The 25,395-nt window shown below is 53.4% G+C and carries 25 protein-coding genes; 12 read left to right on the plus strand and 13 right to left on the minus strand.

The window, feature by feature from the left end:
* Positions 1-4: 4 nt before the first annotated feature.
* The 6 genes from nudK to napF all read right to left on the minus strand — a co-directional run bounded on the left by nudK (position 5) and on the right by napF (position 5,081).
* Positions 5-580, minus strand: coding sequence for a GDP-mannose pyrophosphatase NudK (gene nudK, locus SGR01S_RS18705; protein ID WP_061808258.1), 576 nt, complete (start codon positions 578-580; stop codon positions 5-7).
* A gap of 130 nt (positions 581-710) precedes the next feature.
* Positions 711-1,328 carry a cytochrome c-type protein NapC gene (gene napC / locus SGR01S_RS18710; protein ID WP_082797642.1) on the minus strand — a complete coding sequence of 206 codons (618 nt, stop codon included), beginning with the start codon at positions 1,326-1,328 and terminating at the stop codon, positions 711-713.
* An 11-nt stretch (positions 1,329-1,339) separates the two neighbouring features.
* Positions 1,340-1,789, minus strand: a complete 450-nt coding sequence (gene napB, locus SGR01S_RS18715; RefSeq protein WP_037426319.1) for a nitrate reductase cytochrome c-type subunit — start codon at positions 1,787-1,789, stop codon at positions 1,340-1,342.
* 55 nt (positions 1,790-1,844) lie between these two features.
* Positions 1,845-4,331 (minus strand): nitrate reductase catalytic subunit NapA, encoded by a 2,487-nt coding sequence (napA, locus tag SGR01S_RS18720; RefSeq protein WP_061808259.1) that lies wholly within the window; start codon positions 4,329-4,331, stop codon positions 1,845-1,847.
* Complete coding sequence (gene napD, locus SGR01S_RS18725) at positions 4,328-4,594, minus strand: chaperone NapD (protein WP_037426321.1); 267 nt, start codon at positions 4,592-4,594, stop codon at positions 4,328-4,330. Before napD ends, napA begins: the two co-directional genes overlap by 4 nt.
* The gene (napF, locus tag SGR01S_RS18730) at positions 4,584-5,081 is read right to left on the minus strand and encodes a ferredoxin-type protein NapF (RefSeq protein WP_061808260.1); all 498 of its coding nucleotides are present in this window, start codon (positions 5,079-5,081) and stop codon (positions 4,584-4,586) included. The genes napD and napF overlap by 11 nt, the downstream gene beginning before the upstream one ends.
* Before the next feature lie 424 nt (positions 5,082-5,505).
* Between napF and narQ the strand changes: the two genes are divergently transcribed.
* Together narQ and SGR01S_RS18740 are read left to right on the plus strand one after the other, a co-directional pair.
* Entirely contained in the window at positions 5,506-7,188 is a 1,683-nt protein-coding gene (gene narQ / locus SGR01S_RS18735; protein ID WP_061808261.1) for a nitrate/nitrite two-component system sensor histidine kinase NarQ, read from the plus strand.
* Positions 7,189-7,612: 424 nt separating this feature from the next.
* Complete coding sequence (locus SGR01S_RS18740; RefSeq protein ID WP_037426331.1) at positions 7,613-8,245, plus strand: response regulator; 633 nt, start codon at positions 7,613-7,615, stop codon at positions 8,243-8,245.
* 26 nt (positions 8,246-8,271) lie between these two features.
* Here the strand turns inward: SGR01S_RS18740 and SGR01S_RS18745 are convergent, their stop codons facing one another.
* Positions 8,272-8,550, minus strand: a complete 279-nt coding sequence (locus SGR01S_RS18745; RefSeq protein WP_017893610.1) for a winged helix-turn-helix domain-containing protein — start codon at positions 8,548-8,550, stop codon at positions 8,272-8,274.
* 282 nt (positions 8,551-8,832) lie between these two features.
* On the opposite strand from SGR01S_RS18745, the gene acrD reads away from it, so the two are divergent.
* Positions 8,833-11,970: a multidrug efflux RND transporter permease AcrD gene (acrD, locus tag SGR01S_RS18750; protein ID WP_061808262.1), complete on the plus strand. Its 3,138-nt coding sequence runs from the start codon at positions 8,833-8,835 to the stop codon at positions 11,968-11,970.
* A 121-nt stretch (positions 11,971-12,091) separates the two neighbouring features.
* On the opposite strand, the gene ypfM is transcribed toward acrD, so the two are convergent.
* A complete protein-coding gene (gene ypfM / locus SGR01S_RS24265; RefSeq protein WP_112349006.1) occupies positions 12,092-12,151 on the minus strand; it encodes a protein YpfM in 60 nt (19 codons plus the stop codon).
* A gap of 503 nt (positions 12,152-12,654) precedes the next feature.
* Between ypfM and yncE the strand changes: the two genes are divergently transcribed.
* The 5 genes from yncE to SGR01S_RS18775 all read left to right on the plus strand — a co-directional run bounded on the left by yncE (position 12,655) and on the right by SGR01S_RS18775 (position 17,292).
* Positions 12,655-13,716 carry a 7-bladed beta-propeller protein YncE gene (gene yncE / locus SGR01S_RS18755; protein WP_073963482.1) on the plus strand — a complete coding sequence of 354 codons (1,062 nt, stop codon included), beginning with the start codon at positions 12,655-12,657 and terminating at the stop codon, positions 13,714-13,716.
* An 8-nt stretch (positions 13,717-13,724) separates the two neighbouring features.
* A complete protein-coding gene (locus tag SGR01S_RS18760; RefSeq protein WP_061808264.1) occupies positions 13,725-15,896 on the plus strand; it encodes a TonB-dependent siderophore receptor in 2,172 nt (723 codons plus the stop codon).
* 132 nt (positions 15,897-16,028) lie between these two features.
* Positions 16,029-16,508 (plus strand): tetratricopeptide repeat protein, encoded by a 480-nt coding sequence (locus SGR01S_RS18765; RefSeq protein WP_061808265.1) that lies wholly within the window; start codon positions 16,029-16,031, stop codon positions 16,506-16,508.
* 11 nt (positions 16,509-16,519) lie between these two features.
* Positions 16,520-16,960 carry a GNAT family N-acetyltransferase gene (locus SGR01S_RS18770; RefSeq protein WP_037426344.1) on the plus strand — a complete coding sequence of 147 codons (441 nt, stop codon included), beginning with the start codon at positions 16,520-16,522 and terminating at the stop codon, positions 16,958-16,960.
* An 11-nt stretch (positions 16,961-16,971) separates the two neighbouring features.
* Positions 16,972-17,292 (plus strand): isochorismate lyase, encoded by a 321-nt coding sequence (locus SGR01S_RS18775; protein ID WP_037426347.1) that lies wholly within the window; start codon positions 16,972-16,974, stop codon positions 17,290-17,292.
* A gap of 98 nt (positions 17,293-17,390) precedes the next feature.
* Here the strand turns inward: SGR01S_RS18775 and SGR01S_RS18780 are convergent, their stop codons facing one another.
* Positions 17,391-17,816 (minus strand): GNAT family N-acetyltransferase, encoded by a 426-nt coding sequence (locus SGR01S_RS18780; protein ID WP_061808266.1) that lies wholly within the window; start codon positions 17,814-17,816, stop codon positions 17,391-17,393.
* A gap of 231 nt (positions 17,817-18,047) precedes the next feature.
* Between SGR01S_RS18780 and SGR01S_RS18785 the strand changes: the two genes are divergently transcribed.
* Genes SGR01S_RS18785 through SGR01S_RS18800 form a run of 4 tightly spaced genes read left to right on the plus strand, consistent with a single transcriptional unit; the run spans position 18,048 to position 20,396 of the window.
* Positions 18,048-18,413 carry an ArsC family reductase gene (locus SGR01S_RS18785; RefSeq protein ID WP_037426353.1) on the plus strand — a complete coding sequence of 122 codons (366 nt, stop codon included), beginning with the start codon at positions 18,048-18,050 and terminating at the stop codon, positions 18,411-18,413.
* Complete coding sequence (gene dapE, locus SGR01S_RS18790) at positions 18,410-19,537, plus strand: succinyl-diaminopimelate desuccinylase (protein WP_061808267.1); 1,128 nt, start codon at positions 18,410-18,412, stop codon at positions 19,535-19,537. The genes SGR01S_RS18785 and dapE overlap by 4 nt, the downstream gene beginning before the upstream one ends.
* Positions 19,534-20,208 carry a M15 family metallopeptidase gene (locus tag SGR01S_RS18795; RefSeq protein ID WP_037426955.1) on the plus strand — a complete coding sequence of 225 codons (675 nt, stop codon included), beginning with the start codon at positions 19,534-19,536 and terminating at the stop codon, positions 20,206-20,208. The genes dapE and SGR01S_RS18795 overlap by 4 nt, the downstream gene beginning before the upstream one ends.
* Before the next feature lie 2 nt (positions 20,209-20,210).
* Positions 20,211-20,396, plus strand: coding sequence for a YpfN family protein (locus SGR01S_RS18800; RefSeq protein ID WP_037426952.1), 186 nt, complete (start codon positions 20,211-20,213; stop codon positions 20,394-20,396).
* A gap of 28 nt (positions 20,397-20,424) precedes the next feature.
* Here SGR01S_RS18800 and ypfH read toward each other — a convergent pair whose 3' ends face one another.
* The 4 genes from ypfH to purC all read right to left on the minus strand — a co-directional run bounded on the left by ypfH (position 20,425) and on the right by purC (position 25,284).
* Positions 20,425-21,114, minus strand: coding sequence for an esterase (gene ypfH, locus SGR01S_RS18805; RefSeq protein WP_061808268.1), 690 nt, complete (start codon positions 21,112-21,114; stop codon positions 20,425-20,427).
* A 116-nt stretch (positions 21,115-21,230) separates the two neighbouring features.
* The gene (locus SGR01S_RS18810; RefSeq protein ID WP_255212242.1) at positions 21,231-23,231 is read right to left on the minus strand and encodes a tRNA(Met) cytidine acetyltransferase TmcA; all 2,001 of its coding nucleotides are present in this window, start codon (positions 23,229-23,231) and stop codon (positions 21,231-21,233) included.
* Between the two features lie 112 nt (positions 23,232-23,343).
* Positions 23,344-24,210 carry a KPN_02809 family neutral zinc metallopeptidase gene (ypfJ, locus tag SGR01S_RS18815; protein ID WP_037424454.1) on the minus strand — a complete coding sequence of 289 codons (867 nt, stop codon included), beginning with the start codon at positions 24,208-24,210 and terminating at the stop codon, positions 23,344-23,346.
* 360 nt (positions 24,211-24,570) lie between these two features.
* A complete protein-coding gene (purC, locus tag SGR01S_RS18820) occupies positions 24,571-25,284 on the minus strand; it encodes a phosphoribosylaminoimidazolesuccinocarboxamide synthase (RefSeq protein ID WP_020828051.1) in 714 nt (237 codons plus the stop codon).
* Between the last annotated feature and the right edge of the window lie 111 nt (positions 25,285-25,395).

A 25,395-nucleotide genomic window follows, 5' to 3' on the forward strand; every position in this document is an offset into this window, starting at 1 on the left:
TTTTTTATTCCATGACTCGGTGAATTTGCAGGTACTGCAACAGCATAATGGTCTTGCCGTCTTTGATTCGCCCATCAGCAATCATCGCCACCGCGTCGGTGAACGGCAACTCCACCACTTCAATATCTTCGTCTTCGATACCACCACCGAACGTATTGCGTTCGTCGTCATGGTATTCAGCAATGAAGAAATGCACGATCTCAGTCACGCCGCCCGGAGACATATAGGCTTCGAAAATCTTCTTCACGTCGCCAACCTGAAAACCGGTTTCCTCCACGGCTTCACGGCGTGCGCATTGCTCCGGTGAGTCAGCATCCAGCAAGCCTGCACAGGCTTCCAGTAGCATGCCACTGTCGTTACCGTTCACATAGGTCGGCATACGGAACTGATTTGTCAGCACCACGGTGCCCTTGGCACGGTTGTACAGCAAAATGGTTGCGCCGTTGCCACGATCGTAGACTTCACGCATCTGCTGAACGGAACCGCCATCCTTACGCTTCAAATCAAAAGTATATTTGTGCAGCACATACCAGTTATCTGATAACAGCTCTTTCTTCACATTCTCAATTTTCGCGGACATGAACCCTTCTTCTTTTCCGTTAGCTGAAACGCAAAAATGATACCGCGATTAAGCCCCAAAGTGGCAATGGATTTGCAACAAAAAACCCCGCAGCTCATGCAGAGCGACGGGGTTTTTACAGCTAAATGCGTTAGAACCCGTTAGGAACGTCGCGCATATCCGGCAGCTTGTGGGCGATGCCCTTATGGCAATCGATACAGGTTTTACCCTCGGTTATTGCTTTGTCGTGCATCTTTGCCGCCACCGTTTTTTGCGCGGTGAAGTCCATGTATTCGAAATTATGACAGTTACGACATTCTTGCGAGTCATTGGCCTTCATGCGCGCCCATTCGTTGCTCGCCATCGCCAACCGATGTTGGTCAAATTTCTGTGGCGTGTCGATCAAACCGAATGCCTTGGCATATAACTCCTTGCTGGCTTTCAACTTGCGCAGCATCTTGGGCGCCCACTCATGTGGCACATGACAATCCGGACAGGTCGCACGCACACCGCTACGGTTGTTGTAGTGCACTGTCCCCATGTACTCTTCATAGACGTTTTCACGCATTTCATGACAACCGATACAGAACTGCTCGGTATTCGCCGCTTCCATGCCGGTATTAAAACCACCCCAGAAGATGATCCCGGCGCCAAACCCCAACAGCAGCAGCGTACCCAGCGCCAGGCGGCTTGGCCTACGCCACCAGCGCCACAATCGTAGTAACAGCCCGGGCTTTTTTTCAGTCATAGTATGTTTGCGTTCGCTCATAGCTCCCCCGCTTAATGTCCAAAGCCCGGCATGGGCTGAAAATCATTGCCGACAATGGGTGCCGCGTCGGTTTGCGGTACGTGGCACTGCAAGCAGAAATAGCGACGCGGTGCGACGTCACTCAATACCTTGCCGTCTCTATCCATAAAGTGTGTCGGGCTGATGCGGGGTGCACCGGTAGTGCGGTAGTGCTCTACCCCGTGGCACTGCAAGCAACGGTTGGTGTTTTTGCTGATCTGGTAACCATCCACGCTGTGCGGGATCATCGGCGGCTGATTGACATAGTTCAGTGCCATCCGCTCCTGCTGTTTCGGCATTGAGATCGGCCCGCCAACGGTGGCGGACACTTCAGGGGATTTGCTGAGATCGACATCACTCGCGGCAAACGCCAGACCGGCGAACACCAGCGACAATAAGGTCACCCACAGGGCAAGCGTCTTTTTCAGAACAGGGCTTTTCATTTTTATTTGGCTCCTGGGTAATTAAATAAGGTGTTCATCGCGCTATTCGTCAGCCTTACGCCTTCTCCAACTTCACCGCACATTTCTTGAAATCGACTTCTTTCGAAAGCGGATCGGTGGCATCCAGCGTCAGGTTGTTCACCAACTGCGCGGCGTCAAAGAACGGCATATAGACCAACCCCTTGGGTGGGCGGTTACGGCCACGGGTTTCGACCGTGCTGATCAGTTCACCACGGCGTGACTTCACCTTGACCTTATCTCCACGACGTAAATTGCGGCTTTTGGCATCAAGAGGATGAATAAACAACACTGCCTGTGGGAAAGCACGATGCAGTTCGGGAACCCGTCGTGTCATTGAGCCGGTATGCCAATGCTCCAACACACGACCGGTGGATAACCACAGATCGTATTCGCTGTCCGGGCTCTCTGCCGCCGGTTCAAATGGCAGCGCAAAGATCACTGCCTTGCCGTCCGGTTTACCGTAGAAACGCACCGCATCCCCCGCCTTCACGTAAGGATCTGTGCCTTCTCGGTACCGCCACAGCGTCTCTTTGCCATCCACCACAGGCCAGCGTAGACCGCGCGCCTGGTGGTAACTGTCGAACGGTGCCAGATCATGACCATGGCCACGACCAAAACCGGCATACTCTTCAAACAACCCTTTTTGCAGGTAAAAACCGACGTCACGGGCTTCATCGTTTAGCTGGTCTTCCGGGATTTCCGTTAATGGGTATTTATTGACCTCACCGTTAGCGAACAACACGTCATATAGCGTTTTACCGCGATACTCCGGTTTCTGTGCCAGCAGTTCGGCTGGCCACACTTCCTCCACCGTGAAACGCTTGGAGAATTCCACCAGTTGCCACAGATCGGATTTGGCCTCACCCGGCGCTTTCACCTGCTGGCGCCAGAACTGGGTACGACGCTCCGCATTGCCGTAAGCCCCTTCTTTCTCAACCCACATGGCCGTCGGCAGGATCAAATCGGCAGCCAATGCGCTGACGGTTGGATAAGGATCAGATACCACCACAAAGTTGCGCGCGTCACGCCAGCCCGGCATCCTGTCTTGATTGATGTTTGGCCCAGCCTGCATGTTGTTGTTACACATCACCCAGTAAGCGTTCAGCTTGCCGTCTTTGAGTGCACGGTCCTGCGCCACCGCATGCAACCCAACTTTTGCCGGGATAGTGCCCACCGGCAATTGCCACTTCTGTTCGGCTGTCTGACGGTGCTTTTCGTTAGTGACCACCATGTCAGCCGGCAAACGGTGAGCAAAAGTACCCACTTCACGTGCGGTACCGCAGGCAGAAGGTTGCCCAGTCAGTGAGAACGGTCCACAGCCCGGTTTGGAAATCTTGCCGGTTAGCAGATGCAGGTTGTAGCACAGGTTATTAGCCCATACGCCACGGGTATGCTGGTTGAAGCCCATGGTCCAGTAAGACACGACCTTGATGTTTGGATCGGCATACAGCTTCGCTAACGCTTCCAGTTGATCTTCCGGCACACCGCTCAATTTCGCTGTTTTTTCCAGCGTATAGTCCGCCACGAAGGTTTTGTACGCTTCGAAACTCATCGGTTCCGAAGCATCGCTGCCCGGGTTTTTCGCCGCTTTTTCCAGTGGGTCCGTCGGACGCAGGCCGTAGCCGATATCCGTCGCCCCACGGCGGAAATTGACGTGCCGATTAAGGAAGTCCTGATCGACTGCATTGTTTTGAATGATGTAATTAGCGATGTAATTCATGATCGCCAAATCGGTCTGCGGCGTGAACACCATGCCGTTATCCGCCAGTTCAAAGCTGCGATGCTCAAAGGTAGACAACACCGATACGTTGACGTGTTCGTTGCTCAGACGACGATCAGTAATGCGCGACCACAGGATCGGGTGCATCTCCGCCATATTGGAGCCCCACAGCACGAAGGCGTCGGCCTGCTCAATATCGTCATAACAGCCCATAGGTTCGTCCATGCCGAAGGTGCGCATAAAGCCCACCACCGCTGACGCCATACAGTGACGTGCGTTCGGATCCAGATTATTGGAACGCAACCCGGCTTTAAACAATTTGGCCGCGGCATAGCCTTCCCATACCGTCCACTGACCGGAACCGAACATGCCGACCGCCTCAGGTCCTTTCTCTTTCAATGCTTGCTTGAACTTATCGGCCATGATGTCGAAGGCCTGTTGCCAACTAACAGGGGTAAACTCGCCTTCTTTATGATATTGACCGTCTTTCATGCGCAGCAGTGGCTGAGTTAAACGGTCTTTGCCATACATGATTTTCGGCAAGAAATAGCCTTTGATACAGCTCAACCCACGGTTGACCGCTGCATCTGGATCCCCTTGTGAGGCAACAATACGACCATTTTGGGTCCCGACAAGCACACCGCAGCCGGTTCCGCAAAAACGACAGGGCGCCTTGTCCCATTTGATGGCGTCAGCACTGCTTGCTACCGCCTGTGCCACCGTGGGAATAGTCAAACCGGCGGCTGCCGCAGCCGCTACTGCGGCATTTGCTTTCATGAAGTCTCGACGACTGAGTTTCATGGCGTTACCTCACCTTGAGTGTCCTGCTGGTGATAAACCAGCGATACTGCCAGCACGCCGTCCAGATTGCGTACCGACTCAATTTTTTCTAGCAGCGCATGAGAGCAAGCGGCTTGCATGACGACCACCAACTTGCCGTGCTCCTGATCCTGCACCGGGATTTCCGTGTCCGTTATCGCCAGTAAAGCCGAAGTCAGCCGTGGGATTTTTTCCGGTCGCGCCTGCACCACCAGCCCGCTGACGTGCCATTCGCTATTCATCATTATTTTCGCTCCGGGTTAAGGTGACAGCACCGGTCGGGCAGCCGGCGACACAGGCTCCGCAACCGTTGCAGGCCGCCACATCCAGCATGGGTGGCGCCATCTTGCCTAAACGGGGCCGAAACCGTATGGCCTGGGGTTCACAGCTGTCCTGACAACTGCGGCATTCCACACCCTGGTGCGCCAGGCAAGCGTTACTGAACACCGCATGTTGTCGCCAGGGCGTTTCCGCCAACGGGCGAAATAACGATTCCGCGCACGCCTGCGCGCAAAGCCCACAAAACGTACATTCCGCACGCTGGAAATTCACTTCAGGAAAACCGCCGCTACCGACGATAAGAACGCCCGTTTCACAGTTTCGAACACAGGCCTGGCAACGGGTGCAACCCGCAATAAAAAGGGATTCTTGCAGCGACCACGGGGGGCGGATCGCAGCGGTTGGCTGACGCCATTGTCCACCGAGCAGTTTGCGCCGCGACAATATGGTCATGCTGTTTTTCCTTGACGTTGCAAACACGCCACCGCGTGTAAAGAGTGCCTAATCCAGTACTGTTATTGTTGTATTGCTCTCAGAGTTTCGAACGGCTGCCCACCACGTAATAACGAGGGGACAAAGGGTATAAACCCTGCTAAAGACGGGGGTAAGATAAAAGGACTGCGGGGGGTATATAATCACCCTAAAGGGGTAAATACGGGGGTAGCTTGCGCCAGATCAATCTATTACCGGGTGCTGTGAGATGTTAGCCACACTATTTCCAGCCGGACGCTATCTAATTGATTATATAACGTCTGTTTATTGGTGCTATGACAGACAACTTAATGCGAAACACCACGCATTTTGGTTGCAAAAGTTATAATTTTGCTTTCGAATGAAACTCAACAATGTCCATCGCACGCGAGAAAAGGATGCATGATTGCTTGTTAAACGTTCAGTGACCAGCAGCCTGGCCAAGGCGCTGTTTTGCATTGTGATTTTGTCCGTGCTCTCCACTGGCCTGGCGTTGACTACCGTCGCTGACAGCCTGCGTGACGCCGAAGCGGTCAACATTGCTGGCTCACTGCGTATGCAAAGCTACCGATTAGCGTACGACCTTGCCCAACATGCCCCGGAACGGGACCAGCATCTGCTGCAATACCAAGAGTCTCTGCAAGCCCCGGTATTGCAAAAGTTGGATCGTTTTTACGTGCCTGCGGATGTCCGTGAAAAATACCTCTCTCTGCAGCATGCCTGGCAACCGCTTGCGCAGCAGATCCAGGCGGGGCAGTCGGCAGACTATCAGGCCAACATTGCCGGCTATGTGAATCAAATTGACCATTTTGTACTGGCACTACAGCGTTATTCCGAACTGAAACTGACCATCGTGGCCGCTATCAGTGTGGTGGGGTATATCGTCATCATTGGCCTGGTGCTGTTTTGTATCCGCTTTATGCGACGCCAGGTCGTCACACCGCTTAAGCACCTGGTGGAAGCCAGCCAGCGCGTACAACAACGGGATTTTCATTACCCGCCGCTGGATACCGAATTGCCAAACGAACTTGGGGTACTGTCGCAAGCCTTTACCGCCATGTCTGGTGATCTGGCCAAACTGTATCGATCGCTTGAACATAAAGTGCAGGAGAAAACCCAGCGCCTACAGCAAGCGAACAAGACGCTGGAGGTGTTGTACAACTGTTCGCAAGCGCTGAGCGTACGGCAAATAGATCAGCAGGCATTTGAGCAAATCCTGCACATCGTGCGCCAAAGTGAACACCTGCACTGCATCAAGCTAAAGGTGGCAGACAATCTCAGTGAATGGCAATTGCACAGCGGCTCACCGTCGACGACGCTGGACTGGCAATCGCTGACCATAATCCAGGGCGACAAGCCGTTGGGCGAACTGAGCTGGCAGCATCACGATCATCCTCCCCACCCGCACTTGATGCAAAGTGTCGCCAATATGCTGAGTCGCGGAGTGTATTTTAACCGTGCGCAGAAGCAACACATGCAGTTTTTGCTGATGGAAGAACGTGCCACTATCGCCCGAGAGTTACATGACTCTCTGGCGCAAGCACTGTCGTTTTTGCGTATTCAACTCACGTTGCTCAAACGAACGCTGGGGGGTACAACCCCGGATGCCCATGAAATTATCAATGATTTCGATCGGGCGCTGGCTGATGCCTATCGCCAATTGCGCGAACTGCTGACGACCTTCCGCCTGAACATTCAGGAAGCCGATTTAAACACCGCACTGGACCAGTTACTGGCGCCATTAAAGGTTCTTACCGACGCGCGGATTCAGTTACACTGTCGGCTTTCTTCCCAGGCGCTTAATGCCCAACAGCAAGTGCATGCGTTGCAAATTGTACGTGAAGCAGTACTCAACGCCATCAAACACGCCAACGCACGGGAGATCGTGATTCGCTGTGGCGTGACGGCCGAGGGTAACAACAGGATTAGCATTGCAGACGACGGCTGCGGTATCGCCAGTCTGAGTGAACCTGAAGGTCACTATGGCCTGACCATCATGAGCGAGCGCGCTGCGCGGCTGAGAGGAACGCTGCGCATCAAGCGAGGTGAGTCAGAAGGCACGGAAGTCCAACTGACATTCCCGCCATAAAATCAGGACTGTTCACCCTTCGTTACGGTTTAGCGAAGTCTAACGGTCATTTCAGGATGTGTGTGGAAATAGGCTGCATCCCATATTTGCACGTGAGCACCGCTGGCGGTTATTTGGACGCGCAGCAAGGCGCGAGTCGTGAGGTTTGGTGGGCCAAATAAGCGGCGCGTAACACAAGTGCGCATTCAAATGGCCCCAGCCCTTCGGGTCGCACCCCAAAAACCCGTACTCTGTGTTGTCGGGTTTGAACGTAGGCCCACTATGTCCTACCCTCTTCGCCTTGATTACGGGCTTTTGGGTCTGCGACAGTGCCACGGTCAAATACGGGATACAGCCTAAGTACCACTATCAAGAGTCTGTCCCACTGTGAAGCGTGCTGCACAGCGCGTTTGAGTGGCTTTACTCGCTACAGGGAGCATATTTCATGGTGATGAAGAATTACCGAGTGATGATCGTTGACGACCACCCACTGATGCGCCGCGGCATCAAACAACTGCTGGGGCTTGACCCGCTGTTTACCGTCGTCGCCGAAGCCAGCAACGGCAACGAAGCTATCACGTTTGCGTTACAACAAACACCGGACGTGATCCTGCTGGATCTGAACATGAAAGGGCTGTCCGGTCTGGACACGCTGAAAGCACTGCGCAATGAAGGTGTGGATGCACGCATCATCGTGCTGACGGTTTCCGATTCACGCAACGATGTCTATGCGTTGATCGACGCCGGTGCCGATGGCTATCTACTGAAAGACAGTGAACCGGAACAGTTGCTGGAACACATTCTCGCCGCCGCAGAAGGCCAAAATGTGATCAGTGACGCGGTGGCAGATTATCTGTTATCCCGTAGCGAACAACACGATCCCTTTGCCGAACTGACAGAGCGCGAGCTGGACGTATTGCAAGAAGTCGCACGTGGGATGTCCAATAAGCAGGTTGCCGCACAATTGCACATTTCTGAAGAGACGGTGAAAGTGCATATCCGCAACATGCTGCGCAAACTGGATGTGCGTTCACGCGTGGCAGCGACAGTGATGTATCTGGAGCACAAGAGTCAATAATACTTCCCCGGCACGCCGGGGAATGTTCATTCGATGGCGGCGAGGAGTGCCTGATGGTGCTGGTGAACCCAGCCCTTGTTGATCGGCCCCCAGTTTTCCAACTGGTAAAAACCGTCATTGTTGCGTACACCCTGCTGAACAAATTGCAATTCGACCCCCAAGCCTGGCAAGGCTTTCAACACGTCTTGCAGGGTACGACGCGGCCACCCCGTCAATTCCATCAGACGTGGGACGTTTGGCCGTTCGCTGTGGCTGATCAACCAGCACAGATAAAGACGACGGGCAAATACCGGGTTAATTTCCATGCCAAGCTCCTGCTTACACTATGAGTCCTGATTATTTTCCGGGCACACTAATCGGTCAGGCCCTTGATAGTCATAAAATTGTCTTAATGACCGTTTTAACAACAATAGCGGCGACCTTGCAGGTTTCTACTACCGTTATTTACATTATCTCCTTTTTTTCTCCACGCTTTACTCCCCCTTCCCGAGTAAAGTGCATAGGCGCCGGAATCCTTCCCAGCCGCTGAGAAACGCAATTCCGATGCGTCTTAAAGATAGAACAAGTCATAACGAGGTTCGCGCTGCATGGCTAATTTTTTTATTGATCGCCCGATTTTCGCCTGGGTCCTGGCAATTATTCTTTGCCTGACTGGCGTTTTGGCGATTTTTTCATTACCTGTGGAACAGTATCCGAACCTCGCGCCGCCGAACGTTCGCATTAGCGCCACTTACCCTGGCGCCTCTGCACAAACGCTAGAAAACACCGTCACCCAGATTATTGAACAGAACATGACTGGTCTGGACAACATGATGTATATGTCGTCACAGAGTACCAATACCGGGCAAGCTACCGTGACGCTGACCTTTGAAGCCGGCACCGATCCTAACGAAGCGATGCAGCAGGTGCAAAACCAACTGCAGGCAGCGATCAAGCGCCTACCGCAAGCCGTACAAACCCAAGGTGTTACTGTATCAAAATCCGGCGACACCACGTTGATGATGGTGGCCTTTGTCTCTACCGACGGTAGCATGGACAAACAGGACATTGCCGATTATATCGTCTCCAACCTGCAAGACCCGCTCAGCCGTATCAACGGTGTGGGCAGCATGGACGTTTACGGTTCGCAATACGCCATGCGTATCTGGCTTGATCCGAACAAACTCAACAGCTATCAGCTCACTACCCAGGATGTCGTCACGGCCATTCAGTCTCAAAATGCGCAGGTGGCTGTCGGCCAACTTGGGGGATCACCGTCTGTCGATAAGCAGGCGCTGAATGCCACCATTAACGCGCAGTCCCAGTTACAGACACCGGAACAGTTCCGCAAAATCACACTCAGGGTCAATCAGGACGGTTCACTGGTCACACTCGGTGATGTTTCTACCATCGAACTCGGTGGTGAAAACTACAACTTCCTCAGCCGCTATAACGGTCTACAGGCCGCTGGGATGAATATCAAGTTGGCCTCAGGCGCCAACGAATTGCAAACCGATCAGTTGGTGAAGGATAAAATTGCCGAACTGTCGCAGTATTTCCCGCACGGGCTGGAAGCCAAGGTGGCTTATGAAACCACCCCGTTCGTGAAAGCTTCGATCAAGGACGTGGTGAAAACACTGCTGGAAGCCATTTTGCTGGTGTTCCTGGTGATGTACCTGTTCCTGCAAAATTTCCGCGCCACACTGATCCCGACTATCGCTGTCCCGGTGGTGCTAATGGGCACCTTCGCCATTCTTTCCGCCTGTGGATTCAGTATCAATACCCTGACCATGTTCGCCATGGTGCTAGCCATCGGGCTCTTGGTGGATGATGCCATCGTGGTGGTGGAAAACGTCGAACGTGTGATGAGCGAAGAGGGTTTGCCTCCCCGTGAAGCCACGCGAAAATCCATGGGACAGATTCAGAGCGCATTGGTCGGCATCGCGATGGTGTTATCGGCGGTGTTTATCCCGATGGCGTTCTTCGGCGGCACGACTGGCGCAATATACCGTCAGTTCTCGATCACTATCGTTTCTGCCATGGTGTTGTCGGTGCTGGTGGCGATGATCCTGACCCCTGCCCTGTGCGCCACGCTGCTTAAACCCATCGCTAAGGGGCACCATCACGGCAAGCGCGGATTTTTCGGTTGGTTCAACCGCATGTTCAATCGCAATGCCGAACGCTACGAGCGTGGCGTGGCGCGCGTGCTGCACTTCAGTGTGCGCTATATGGCAATTTACCTGCTGCTGCTTGGCGGCATGGCGTTTCTGTTTATCAAGCTGCCAACCTCGTTCCTGCCGCAAGAGGACCGCGGGGTGTTTACCGTGCAGGTACAGTTACCGCCGGGATCCACGTTGCAGCAAACCACCAAGGTGGTGGAGAAAGTTGAACATTACTTCCTGACCCAAGAAAAAGAGGACGTACTGTCGGTGTTCTCCACCATTGGTGCAGGACCGGGCGGTAACGGGCAGAACGTGGCACGTATGTTTATTCGTTTGAAGGACTGGGATCTGCGTACCTCAGGTGCCAATAGCTCTTTCGACATCATCAATCGTGCTACCACAGCCTTTAACAAGATTAATGAGGCACGAGTGATCGCCAGTAGTCCGCCGGCGATCACCGGTCTGGGTAACTCTTCCGGTTTCGATATGGAACTGGAAGATCACGCCGGGCTGGGCCACACCAAACTGATGGCGGCACGTGATCAGTTGTTGCAACTGGCCAGCGCCAACCCACTGCTGTCCCGAGTGCGCCACAATGGTCTGGACGACAGTCCACAACTGCAAATTGATATTGACCAACGCAAGGCACAGACACTGGGCGTTTCTATCGATGACATCAACAACACGCTATCAACAGCCTGGGGCTCAACCTATGTGAACGACTTCGTCGATCGCGGGCGGGTGAAAAAAGTCTATGTGCAGGCCGCAGCCCCGTTCCGCATGCTACCTGGCGATATTGATAAATGGTTCGTTCGCAACAAAGCAGGTGGCATGGTGCCGTTCTCGGCCTTCGCCACCTCCCATTGGGAATATGGTTCTCCACGCCTGGAACGCTACAACGGCAGCTCTGCACTGGAGATTGTCGGCGAAGCAGCAGAAGGTGTCAGCAGCGGTACCGCAATGGCCGAAATGGAAAAAATTGTCAGCCAGTTGCCAACCGGCTTCGGCCTGGAGTGGACCGCCATGTCCTATCAGGAACGTCTGTCTGGCTCACAAGCACCAGCACTGTACGCAATTTCTCTGCTGGTCGTGTTCCTCTGCCTGGCAGCGCTGTATGAGAGCTGGTCAATTCCATTCTCGGTAATGCTGGTGGTCCCACTCGGGGTGATTGGTGCCGTCGCGGCCACCTGGTTGCGCGGGCTGGAAAATGACGTTTACTTCCAGGTGGGGATGCTCACCATCATTGGACTCTCGGCGAAGAACGCCATTCTGATCGTCGAATTTGCCAATGAGTTAAACCATAAAGGCCAAGATCTCATGTCGGCCACGCTGGAAGCCTCACGCATGCGTCTGAGACCGATTTTGATGACCTCACTGGCCTTTATCTTCGGCGTGTTGCCAATGACCATCAGCAGCGGTGCAGGCTCTGGTAGCCAACATGCGGTAGGTACCGGGGTCATGGGCGGCATGATTTCCGCTACCTTGCTGGCGATTTTCTTCGTGCCATTATTCTTTGTGCTGGTGCGTCGCCGCTTCCCAGGCAAGCACGCGATAGCCGCAAAAATGCCAGACCAAGGGGAATAACGGGCATAAAAAAGCAGCGTCGGGTAACCGATGCTGCTTTATCTCGAACGCGTACTCTCGTTCCCAAGGTGCTTCAATGTCTGACAAATCAACCAACCTTGTTATCAACCTCAACGCAGTGTCAGTTACCTAACATCTCTTCGATGAAGTCTTTCCAGTTTCCCAACTCACGATCAACCATAATAATTTACAACCTCAATTAATAGACGAAGCGGATTCTACGCCTGTTTTTTGAGCAAGTGAAGGGGTTCGGGAACGATGCCAGCCGCGAAAACCGGGGATAGTGCACATTTTCGTACTTATCTGATCAATGACTAATCTTGGCTATTCCCTTCCGATATTAATCCCTCAATCCAACTGCATAAAAGGTCTAACCCGGCCACTCTTCGCAGTCACTGTGCAAGCCGACTTGGGTTTCACACCGCGGAACTTAGCCGCCGTATTTTTATTTACAGTCTTTAACAGGTCACTGGCATAAGAAACAGAGAATTCCCTCGCATTCCATCTCAACAAAAATCAGCACACAACAAAAAAGTGTCGAGTTCCAGTATGTCAGGCTGCAATAAACCCAATGACTTTCAATAAGTAACAAGTTCAGCATTGCATTACTCAATAAATGATATTGATATTAATTATCAATATCATTAGCATTCGCACATCGTAAGTTAATGTAAAGGAATGTATATGAAGATGCACACCTCAGGCAACCTTAGCGCTTTCAGCGCCCTGGCATCCGCCATTTTGCTGTCATGTTCAGCACTGGCCGCCGAGCTTCCAGAAAGCCATTTTCAAACCAAACCAGTGGGATATGGTCTGTATGAACTGGCGTTTGATGGCCACAATAACAGCCTGTTTGCAGCCTCTACCCCCTCTTTTGCCAAAGGTAAAAACAACGGTATTGTCTACCGCATCAATCCAATGACACTTGCGACTGAGGCTAATATTGTTACCCAGCGCCGCGCATTCGCCACCGCATTGGATGAGCAGCGTAACCTGTTGTACATCGGTAACACCGTAGACGGTTCAGTCACTGTGATTGATCTCTCGAGCGGTAAAGAACTCGCCACCATCCAGCTCAGCGAAAGTATGAAAGAAGACCAATTCACACCGACACGTGAAATGGTGCTTGATAAGAAAAATCAGCGTTTGTATGTCTCCGGCACTTCACAAAAAGGTGTGCTGTGGGTGATCGATACCGCCAAACGTGAAAAGATTGCCACATTGAGCAACGTCGGCGAATACCCGACCGGCATTGCGCTCGATAGTGAACATGGCCATATCTACTGCGTTAATGGCAGCGGCGAACTGATTACCCTGGATGCCGCCAGCCACAAGATCCTCAAGCGACAAGTGGTGGAACCCACCAAAAAGCATTTCTTCCTTAACATCAGCCTCGATACCAAAACGGGGCGTGCCTTTATCACAGATCCAGACCTGCCTAACGTACTGGTTGTTGATACCAACAGCGGCAAAATCCTGCATCAGATTGACGTAATTAACTCATTGGCCGTGCTGTTCAACCCAATGCGCAACGAAATCTACATTACGCATCGTGAAGCCAAACGCATCAGCATCGTTGATAGCAACAGCTACCGGGTCAAAAACAGCATTGTTACCCATGCACTGCCTAACAGCCTGGCACTTTCTGCAGACGGTAATCAACTCTTCGCCAGCATCAAGCAGTCCAAGGAAGAGATGGAGAAAAAGCAGGATTACCTGCTCAAGATTAATCTCGGCGGATTGTGAGGCAGGTAATGGCTAGTTTTATGATTCGACTTTCCGGTGGCGCATTGCTGTGCCTACCGGTCATGATTGCACAGGCCGCTGGCAGCGATCAGGCTCCCCGCCCACAGAAAGAAGAAACCCTGGAGGTGGTTGCTTCACCGTTCAGCGATGACGGCAGTACCGAAAATACCGGTTCCTATACCACCAGCCAAATGAGTACCGCAACCGGTCTGCCACTAAGCATCAAGGATACGCCGCAGTCAGTTTCGGTCATCACTCGCCAACAGATTGATGACATCAATGCATATTCGTTAAAAGATATCCTGCGCTGGTCAACAGGCGTCAGTGAAAGCAATTACGATAGCGAACGCTCCTCGTTCAATTACCGCGGTTTTAGCGTCGATAACTATCAATACGACGGTGTTCCCACCTTCTTTGATTCCGGTTATTCCGGTGGTGAATCAGAAATTGATTCGATCACGCTGGATCACGTCGAGATCGTCAGAGGAGCCGCCGGTTTGCTCAACGGTGTTGGTAATCCAGGCGCCGCCATCAATTTGGTCAGAAAGAAAGCCTCCAGCCTTTCTCCTTTTGCCCGTGTTGAGCTGTCTGCCGGTTCCTGGGATCACTACCGCACCACGGTCGATGCCGGTACACCGCTCAATGATGAAGGTACTGTCAGGGTGCGCATCGCCGCCGCTGCTGACCGCAGCCATTCTTATATGGAACGTCATCAAGAACGTAAGGGAGTGATCTACGGCACACTGGAAGCCGATCTGACCCGCGATACCCTGCTGCGGCTGGGGGCTGATTATCAGCAAAACCGGCCTAAAGCCTCCACCTGGGGCGGTGCCCTGCCAACCGGCTGGTTCAGTGACGGTAGCGAGATTAACTGGGATCGTCACTACAGTGGCGCATCTGACTGGTCAAGCTGGGATACCACGCTGAGTACTCAGTTCGCCACGCTGGAACACCAGTTCGACAACAACTGGAAAGGCGTCGCTAACTACACTCACAATCGCCAGGCCTTCGATGCCAAAATGGCAATGAGTCTTGGCGAACTGATCGATCCGGATACCTGGGCGGTAAAACCGTCAAGCCCCTATGCAGGGCGCTATGAAGGCTACCGCGATCAACATGCAATAGACATGAAGCTGAACGGTAATTTCAGCCTGCTGGGCCGTAACCACACATTTGTGGTAGGCAGTTCTTCAGCCTGGCAACACAGCTACAGCACCTATCGAAGCGCCAGCACCTCACAGTTATTTAGCGGCAACCTGCGTGAGTGGAATGGCGGCTTGGGCGAGCCCGAGTGGTCGGACAAAATGCCGCAAATGGATTACCGTACGCGGCAAATCGGAATTTATAGCAGCGCTGACTTCTCCGTTACGGATCGGTTGGATCTGATACTCGGTGCCCGCTTCAACAGCTTCAAAAACACCACGACTACCATCTCAAACAAAGTGACACCATTCTTCGGCACGGTGTATAAACTGACCGATCAGGTTTCGGCCTATGCCAGCTACACCGACATATTCAAAGATCAGAACTATCTCGACAGCAGCGGTCATTACCTGGCACCGATTGAAGGTGTGAATAAGGAAGTGGGCATTAAAGCCGCTTTGCTCAATGACCGACTCAATCTGTCGCTGTCAGCCTTCCGCATCACGCAGGACAACCTGGGGGTACTGGACGAAGACACCAGCAATCTGGATTGGTTACAGCAGACCTATCATGAGAGCCAGGGGGCGACCAGCAAAGGGATCGAGTTCGAAATGAACGGCGAACTGGCGCAGGGCTGGAATGCGCAACTAGGCATTACGCACTTCTCGCTGAAAGACAAAGATAAAGTCAATCTTAACACCGAGCAGCCGCGCACCCGCATCAACCTGTTCACCACCTACCAACTGACGGGCGCCTTACGCGACCTGACTCTCGGCGGTGGTGCACGCTGGCAGAGTAGCGTTTATGCCAACGTCAACGGGGCCAAAAATGGCGAAATGGTCCAGCGCAAAGCCGAGCAAGGATCTTATGTTCTGGTCGATGCGATGGCACGTTACAAACTGACGCCGCAAACGTCAGTGCAACTTAACCTGAACAACGTTTTCGATCAGAAATACTACTCTCAGGTTAATTTCTACAGTACCCGTAACTATGGCAACCCACGCAATTTCATGCTGACGCTAAAACACGAGTTCTGATCGCCTTGTGCAATAAACGGCCCCGGATAACGGGGCCGATTTCACGCCAACGTCTATATCCCTTGTGTGATGAATTCTTCCGTAGTAGCGTGCCAAAGGTATCAAAAAACCACACGTCTCTGAGGCCATGTCATGTCCCCTACACTGACCGTCGAACAATTGAAAGAATTGGGCCGTTACCAAGAAGCCACCGAGCTGGCAAAACAACAACTTTTGCAAAAGCCAGAAGAAGCCACCCTGCACTATCAATTAGCGTGTCTGTATGACGTTCAAGGTTTTGAGCAGCAGGCTATTCCTTGTTATCTCTCGGCACTGGCGCACAAGTTGCCGGTGAAGCAACGGCAAGAAGCCTGGCTTGGCCTGGGCAGCACCTATCGGGCGCTTGGGCTGTATCAGCAATCACTGACTGCCTTCGACGACGGACTTGCCGAGTTTCCGCAGGCTAAAGAATTGACGCTGTTCCGCGCCATGACGCTGTACAACCTGGGTGATACCAAACAGGCAGTCGCAGACCTGCTCCTGCTACTGGCAGAAACGTCCTCCTACAGCGATATCAGCAGTTACCAACGAGCAATCCGCCAATATGCCGCCGATCTGGATCGGATTGGCTAAACGAGGTCGAAATGGAGATAGTCACCGATCCGAACCGTTATGGCGTCGACTGGCAGCAATTAGCTGAACTCTTGGACGCAGCAGGATTAGGCCAACGTGATCCGCAAGTCCTGCAACGGGTTTATCAACACAGCCAATTTTGCTATTGGGGCTACTGCGATGGCAGGTTAGTCGCTACTGCGCATGCCATCAGTGACATGACGTCCGTCGCCTATCTGGCCGATGTGGCCCTCCATCCAGACGTTCAAGGACGGGGGTTAGGACGGTTATTGATGGATCGGGTGATGCAGGATCTGGCGCCGCTCGGAAAGGTGTTTATCTACTCAGTGCCTGACAAGCTGGATTTTTACAAAAAATACCATTTCCGTGAGCTGACCACAGGCATGGTTTATGCCGATAACGCGTCATTGGAACGCCTGCAACAGAATGGTTACCTGCGCAGCCCCCTTTAAAGGAACGCCCTTTGATCATAGAGAACAAGCTGTCCCCGCAAGATTGTGCGGACATGAATGAGATCCGCGCAGAAATAGATATGATGGATGAAAACATCATCAAGCTGATCGCCAAGCGTTTTGCCTACGTAAAGGCAGCGGCAAAATTCAAGACCAGTCCCGATGCCGTGCGCGCCAAAGCGCGCTTTGAAGCCATGCTACTGCAAAGACGCGTCTGGGCCGATGAACAAGGTTTAAGCCCGGAGGTAGTAGAAAAACTGTATCGCGATCTGGTCACTTACTTTATCAGCGAAGAGATGAAGCATTGGTCCAAGGCCCAAAGTGATGAATAGAACCGGGGTTTCTCCATCATCGACCACGAATGGCCGATGGTGAAAAAAGCCTGAGTTATAAATTACGTCAGGCCAGAGAATAATTTCCGGCCAGTCATCTACAGCGTCTTCATCATAAAGATACGGCTGGTGCCCGCCGGCAGACAGGGCACTTCGCCGAAGCGTGTCCAACCATTCAGCTCATAAAATTTCGGTGCCTGAAAGCTGATGGTGTATAACACAGCTGATACGCAACCCCTGCTCCGCCCTTCCAGTTCAAAACGACGCAGCAGCTCACTGCCCAGCCCAGATCCTCTCAGCGATTTTGGCAAGTAAAACAGATCCAAAAACAGCATGCCCAGTGATGAGCGCCCGGTGATGCCCCCCAATACCGTTCCGCTCATCGAATCTTTCACTACCACGGCCAACGGACGTCGGTCGTTGTTGCCTGTCACTTCATCGTTGTACTGATTCAGACCTTCAGCGATCAGCGCTTCTATTTCATCAATTGCGTTTTCGGTGGTTTCAATACGATATTTATCCATGTTTTTCTTCTTGTGCAGGGAGACTGAATGCCACATTGAGATTAGCAAATAATTCACCGCATTAAATTCGGTCTGTATTTTTTCAGCTTTTCCCCGTCTTTCAGACCATTGGACGGTGGAACTCCCCGTCATTTTTCGGCATGCTGGTCGCTGGCTTTCATTTCACCGCCACCGGCGGTTTACCACCGGCCACACGCGTCGGTGTTGGGTTGCAGAGAAGGTTCTTACTCCATGACGTTAACCATGTACGGCATCAAAAATTGTGACACCATCAAAAAAGCACGCCGCTGGCTGGAAGAACAGGGTGTGGCTTACCAATTTCACGACTATCGCGCCGACGGGCTGGACGAACAGCAGTTGCGTGGTTTTGTCGAACGCCTGGGTTGGGAACCGCTGCTCAATACCCGCGGCACCACCTGGCGTAAGCTGGATGAAGCGCAGCGTAATGCCTGCGACAATGCCGATGCGGCTATCGCACTGATGCTGGCCCAACCGGCAATCATCAAACGCCCACTCCTGGACGACGGCAACGGCCATGCCCTGCTTGGCTTCAACGCCGAAAGCTACCAGCAATTTATTTCCGAGGTGGCAGCATGATTTGCCCGGTGATCGAACTTGCCCAACAGCTGATCAAACGCCCTTCACTCAGCCCACATGACGAAGGTTGTCAGGCGTTGATGATTGAACGTCTCGAGGCCATCGGTTTTACCGTTGAGCCAATGCCTTTCGGCGATACCCTGAATTTCTGGGCCTGGCGCGGCGAGGGGCAAACTCTGGCCTTTGCCGGTCATACCGACGTGGTGCCGACCGGCGACGAAAAACGCTGGGACAACCCGCCGTTTGAACCCACTATCCGCGACGGTATGCTGTATGGCCGCGGTGCGGCAGACATGAAAGGCTCGCTGGCGGCGATGGTCGTGGCAGCTGAGCGTTTTGTGGCAGCCAACCCACACCATCAGGGGCGTTTAGCGTTTCTGATCACGTCCGATGAAGAGGCCAGTGCCACTCACGGTACGGTTAAAGTCGTGGAAGCGTTGATGGCTCGCAATGAGCGTCTGGATTACTGCCTGGTTGGCGAGCCGTCCAGCACCGAGCGCGTTGGTGATGTGGTGAAGAATGGCCGCCGTGGCTCAATTACTGCTAACTTGCACATTCACGGTATCCAGGGTCATGTCGCTTACCCTCACCTGGCAGATAACCCTGTACACCGTGCCATGCCGGCCCTGAATGAACTGGTGGCCATTGAGTGGGATCGCGGTAATGAATTCTTCCCGCCGACCAGTATGCAAATAGCCAATGTGCAAGCCGGTACCGGCAGCAACAACGTCATCCCGGGCGAAATGTTCGTTCAGTTCAACTTCCGTTTCAGTACCGAATCGACCGACGCGACGATCAAACAGCGTGTAGAAGAGTTGCTTGAACGGCATCAGTTAAATTACAGCATCGAATGGCGCCTGTCGGGTCACCCCTTCCTGACTGCACGCGGTGCGTTGGTAGACGCGGTGGTTAATGCCGTCGAACATTATTCCGAACTGACGCCGCAATTACTGACCACCGGCGGTACCTCAGACGGGCGCTTTATCGCCCAGATGGGTGCACAGGTGGTTGAACTGGGGCCCGTGAATGCAACGATCCATAAGGTCAACGAATGTGTACACGCGGCTGATCTGCAATTACTGAGTCGTATGTATCAACGCATCATGGAGCAATTAGTCGCATGATCACGCCAGAAATGCTGACCGGGCGCTCGACCGACCACCTGGCACCGCTTAGCGGTAACCACCGCCTGCAACCTGCGGCAGTCGCCGCGTTCCTTGCCATGCAACAGGCGGCGCTCGAAGCCGGGTTTAATCTACAGCCGGCCAGCACATTTCGTGATTTTGAACGGCAACAGGCGATCTGGAATGGCAAATTTTGCGGTGAACGCCCAGTATTAGATAAGGACAGTCGGCCGATCGACATCACGCCGCTGTCCGCGGCAGAACGTTGCGAAGCGATCTTACGCTGGTCGGCGTTACCGGGCGCCAGCCGCCATCACTGGGGCAGCGATCTGGACGTTTACGATCCTTCGCTGTTGCCCGCTGGGCAGAAGTTGCAACTGGAACCCTGGGAATACGAACAAGGCGGCTACTTTTATCCACTCAACCAGTGGATGACGGAACATATGGCCGAATTTGGCTTTTACCGTCCGTTCACCGAAGATGGCGACGGCGTGGCGGTGGAGCCTTGGCATTTGAGCTACCGCCCGTTAGCGCGCGAGGCTGAACATTTGCTGACGCCAGCATTGCTGCTGGCAGCCTGGAAAAATAAGGACGTTGCTGGTGCACAATGGCTTGAAGAGCATTTGCCATCGATATTTTCGCGTTTTATACGCACTGAAGGAAAGGAGTAAATATGGAATGGTTAGCTGACTATTGGTGGATAATCCTGCTGATTTTAGTCGGGATGATCATCAGTGGAATCAAAGAGCTACGTCGCGTTGACGTCAAACGCTATCTGGCTGATAAGCCGGAAATCCCCCCTCATCGCGATAACAACGCTGAGTGGGATGACGACGATGACTGGCCGAAGAAAAAATAATATCAGGGCGCATAATGCGCCCTGACGTTTACTTGAAGGCGATTAAATCGCCCCGCTTACCAAACAGCGCTTCTTCCCAGTAACGTTGTGGCACGTAATAGTGCAACCGTTCAAGGGCACTATTCATCATCCCTTGGTTAATGGCATGCCCAACGTCCTCCTCCACATCCAACGTGAAGTCGACGCCATTGGCCTGCAGCCGTTCCGCCGCCGCTCTCGCATGTTGCACTGCAATCACCGCATCTTGTTCGCCGTGGATCAAGTGCACCACGCTGTCGCCAAACGCTCGTTCCGGCAGGCTGGCAAAACGCCCACTGAAAGCCACCACACGGCCGGCAAGTTTGGGTTCAACCTTCAAGGCTTCCAGCGCCATGATTGATCCTTGAGAAAAACCGACCAGTGCGGTTCCTGCATCATTCACACCACTGTGCTTCTGCCAGTAACGTACGGTTTCGACAAACTGCGGCATCACTTCGGCTATGCGCTCAGCACGGTTCTCTTCCGTCACACCTTGTACTGAAAACCACTGGCGACCGCTGCCGTTCCCGAAGGGAAAAGGCCCGCCGATGCTCACCACCAACGCCTGAGGAAAATCCTTGGCGAAGTAGCTACCAATCTCCCCCATCGCCACCGGGGTATCGCCGACACCGTGAAACAGCAGGATCAGCTGCGCAGCCGGGGTTGCCGGGCTTTGGACAACGAAATGCTCATGTTTCATCGGTGACTCCTTAATTCATCAGATTCTGCCCGGCGCCAGATGCCCGGGTTTCTGTCAGCTACTATACGCCGCTGAGAAATCAGGAAAATCGGGTTTTATTGAGCAACACCTTCAATTTATTCCAACGATTGAGACCAGTCGTGCCAACGCAGACAGTGCTGCGCATCGAGTTGTTCGAGAGCCAATCCCGCCTCTTGCCGCCAACGGCGCAGCAAGGCTTTCTGACCACTGCAGCCAAGTTGAACCACGCAGGCTATCGTCGTCGCTTGTTGTTGCAAATGCAGACGCAAAGCAGGCAGCGGTAAGGTACTGGCTAACAATAAACGTTGCAGAGCTCCCAGACTGGCTTCGAGTGGCCGGTGGGCAAAGGCAAACCCGGCCAACTCGCGCCAGTCGTCCTCACCCAGTTGTGTATCACCATCATCACCGGTGATCTCCAGTTGCAGATTAATGCGTGGCTGTAGCCAACGCCAATCACGTGCAAGATGCTTATGGGCCGCATGTTGCAGCGCTTCGCCCTGTTCGGTCAACGGTAGGATCGCCATGGCGGTGTAGCAGCCACTGCTGGCTTCCGTTTTGCTACCGATGCGTACCAACTCAAAACCACAGGACTGCCAAAACCGCCACAGCGGCTCGGTGTAACCAAAGCTGACCGAAAGGTAATCCAGCCCCTGTGTTTGCTGGCGTTGCTGCGCGATCATACGGCGAGCAATGCCTTGTTGACGTAGCGAAGGTAACACCGCAATGCGGGTAATTCGTCGTGAACGCAGCGTCGGCGCCCACCACGGCCCGCCATGTGCCGCCAGCGATTGAGCCACCAGATTGCCGCGCGGCCGTCGTCGTCCCGCCCAGACGTCATGAGCCAGTTCGGCGGTCAACCCCCCTTCATCTACCAACCACAGTGCACCGACGACGTTATCGTCCACCTGCGCCATGCCAAAGTGCATGCCGGGGGCATCCATCAGCCGCCGTAAATCAAGCGGCGAGGTGCGGTAGTGGGCACTGCTCAATAAGGCATAAAAACGTGCCAGCCGTTGGGGCTCGGCACACAGCTCGCGTTGTTCAGCATCGCGGATACTGACCGCTTTATCCGACGCCTGCCATGTTGGTTGCTCAGTGAACAGTAACGCGTTATCTATTACACGCTCCAACGCATCGCCTTGGGCCCAACGCATCGGCTGCTCTAGCCCCAGCGACTGAAACGCAGGAAGCCCAGCACAAAACTTCAGTAAAAAACCACGGCCCGTGCCTTCATAACCCTGAACCGTGGTGGTCAGCAAAACACGGGGGAAATGACCTACCAGTTGTTGCAATAACGGGCCGGGGATCGCCGCAGCTTCATCCACCAGCAACCAGCCTACGTCACTGACGTCATGTTCACGACAATGGGCCAGCAGCGCGTCCGGTGCCCAAAATTGAGCACGGCCCTGCGCCCATTCACCAGCGACTTCTGTGGCAGCACGGCTCGGCCCGGTAATCCAGCAGGTGAGTGGTGTATTTGCCACCAGCATGCCTGCCACCGTTGATTTTCCGCGCCCACGCGCAGCAGTCAGCACCCAAATGCCTGACTCGGCGCCCAGCAATTGCGTCAGTAACCTTTGTTGTTCTGTCGTAGGGAGACCCTGCGGCGCTTGCCAGTCTGGGCGTGACGGCAACGGTGCCAATGTCAGCACCTCATCCTGTCGCCAGACGGTCACCTCAGTGTCTGCCGCTAAGTGCTGTTGCAGATGATGAATAAAATTTGGGGTAGTGATCGGTTGTGGGCAATCGCTCCAGCGTAGACTGTCATGATCCGGCTGCTGATGCCATTGTCGCCAGGATGGCGTCAGTAACAGTAACCAACTGCCGGCACGCAAGGTACCGGCTAATGCTGCCAGCGCTTCAACATCCAAACCGGTTGTTGCATCAAACGTCGCATGTAGCCGCTCTTGCCCCAGTAGCGTTTTCACTGCGCCACTCGCCAACGCTTGCACACCCGCCGGTGGTTTTTCTCCCACCCACGGCCAGTCACCCGGTAGCATTGCTGCCAGGTGTTGCGCCTGCTGGCGGCACCATTGCGGCTCGCCACTGAGCACCAACAGGCGCCTGATGCCCTGCTGCTGCATACGTTGTTGCATTGCCTGTAACAAGGCGGTGTCCCTTATTTACGACGGTGCCACGTCCACATGTGGGACATAGCCTAATATCCAGACTTAAAAAAATGCCGGAGTCAGGCTCCGGCAGTGCATGTTAACGGGATGCGAAGGTGTTGCAGGTGTTAGGATCGCCGCTGTCAAAACCCTGTTTAAACCAGGTATAACGCTGCTGTGAGGTACCGTGGGTGAAACTGTCCGGTACAACACGCCCTTGTCCCTGTTGCTGCAAACGATCGTCGCCGATCGCCTGTGCGGCGTTCAACGCCGACTGCAAATCACCCTCTTCCAACATCTGCTGCTTCTCAGCATATTTGCCCCAGACACCGGCAAAACAGTCCGCCTGCAGTTCCATTTTCACCGACAGACGATTGACTTCCGCCTGACTGGCGCCCTGTTGCATCTGACGGACCTTCGCTTCAATACCCAGCAGGTTCTGTACATGATGGCCGACTTCATGCGCCACTACATAGGCCTGCGCAAAGTCACCACCGGCACCCAGTTTGGTTTTCATGTCCTGGTAGAACGACAAATCGATATACACCGTTTTGTCACCCGGGCAATAGAACGGCCCCATTGCCGCCTGACCTGTACCACAACTGGTGCGCGTCACACCGCGATACATCACCAGTTTAGGCGGCTGATAGGTTTTCCCCATACGCTGGAAAACCTCTTTCCAGTTATCTTCGGTAGAGGCCAGCACCACCGAGGTAAACTTGGCCAATTCATCGTCTTTTGGACTGATGCTGGCACTCTGTTGTTGAGTTTGCGGACTCACGCTACCGCCATTCAACAACGGTGAAAGATCGACGCCGTAATAACCGGCGACCAGTACCACCACCAAAATGACGATACCGCCTTTACCGCGCGGCACGCGGAAACCGCCGCCACCGCCACCCAGACCTGAAGACTGCCCGCGACGATCCTCAACATTGTCACTTTCCCGACGCCCTTGCCAACGCATAAGTAAACTCCAGATTAGGTTTTTGTCATTGTACGCTATACCCAAAATAATTGGAGTTGCATCAAGGCGCTAAGGGAATGGCAAATCGGTTTCGAATCGATTTGAACAGCGCTTGCACTGACTCGCAGGCAGACCCTTAATGAGAGGATCATCATCCCGATGCGCTTACTCAAGTAAGTGATTCGGGTAAACGAGTGCAGCCAACACAGATGCAACTTCAAGTATGCCGGATACCATCATTATAAATGCTCAGCGGCGGGGGAAATGTAGAATTTTTCTGGAAATGCAGGTGAAGCGGAACAGATGGCGGGAAATAAAGGGAATGACGGGGTCGGCTGACCCCGTATACAGCAAAAACGCTTAGTCGAGTTTGACGCCGATGCGACGCGCCACTTCTTCATAGGCTTCGATCAAACCACCCAGACTTTGACGGAAACGGTCTTTGTCCATCTTGTCCAGCGTGTTTTTGTCCCACAGGCGGCTGCCATCTGGTGAGAACTCATCACCCAGCACGACTTCACCGTTGAACAGACCAAACTCCAGTTTGAAGTCGACCAGGATCAGGCCCGCATCGTCAAACAGCTTGCTCAGTACGTCGTTTGCCTTGTAGCTCAGCTCACGCATGCGCGCCAGGTGCTCTTTGTTCACCCAGCCGAAGGTTTCGCAATAAGACTCATTGACCATCGGATCGTGCATGGCATCGTTTTTCAGGAACAGGTCAAACAGAGGTGGGTTCAACACCAGGCCTTCTTCAATACCCAGACGCTTCACCAAAGAACCGGCGGCACGGTTACGGATCACACATTCGACCGGCACCATGTCCAGCTTTTTCACCAGCACTTCATTGTCTGACAGCAGGCGTTCCATCTGCGTCGGGATGCCAGCCTCTTCCAATTTGCTCATGATGAAATGGTTGAACTTGTTGTTCACCATGCCTTTGCGATCAAACTGCTCAATGCGCTGACCATCCAGTGCTGACGTATCGTTGCGGAATTCCAACACCAGCAGATCAGGATTTTCAGTGGTGTAGACGGTTTTTGCCTTCCCGCGATACAGCTCAGCTAGCTTTTGCATCTGACTTACTCCAATAAAAGAATTATTTAAAAACGCTGCAAGGATGATGCGTCTATTGTGCCAAATCCGCGACGCAAACGATACCGTATCATTCAAAGAAAAAGGGGCCGA

Source organism: Serratia grimesii NBRC 13537, from assembly GCF_001590905.1.
GTDB lineage: Bacteria > Pseudomonadota > Gammaproteobacteria > Enterobacterales > Enterobacteriaceae > Serratia > Serratia grimesii.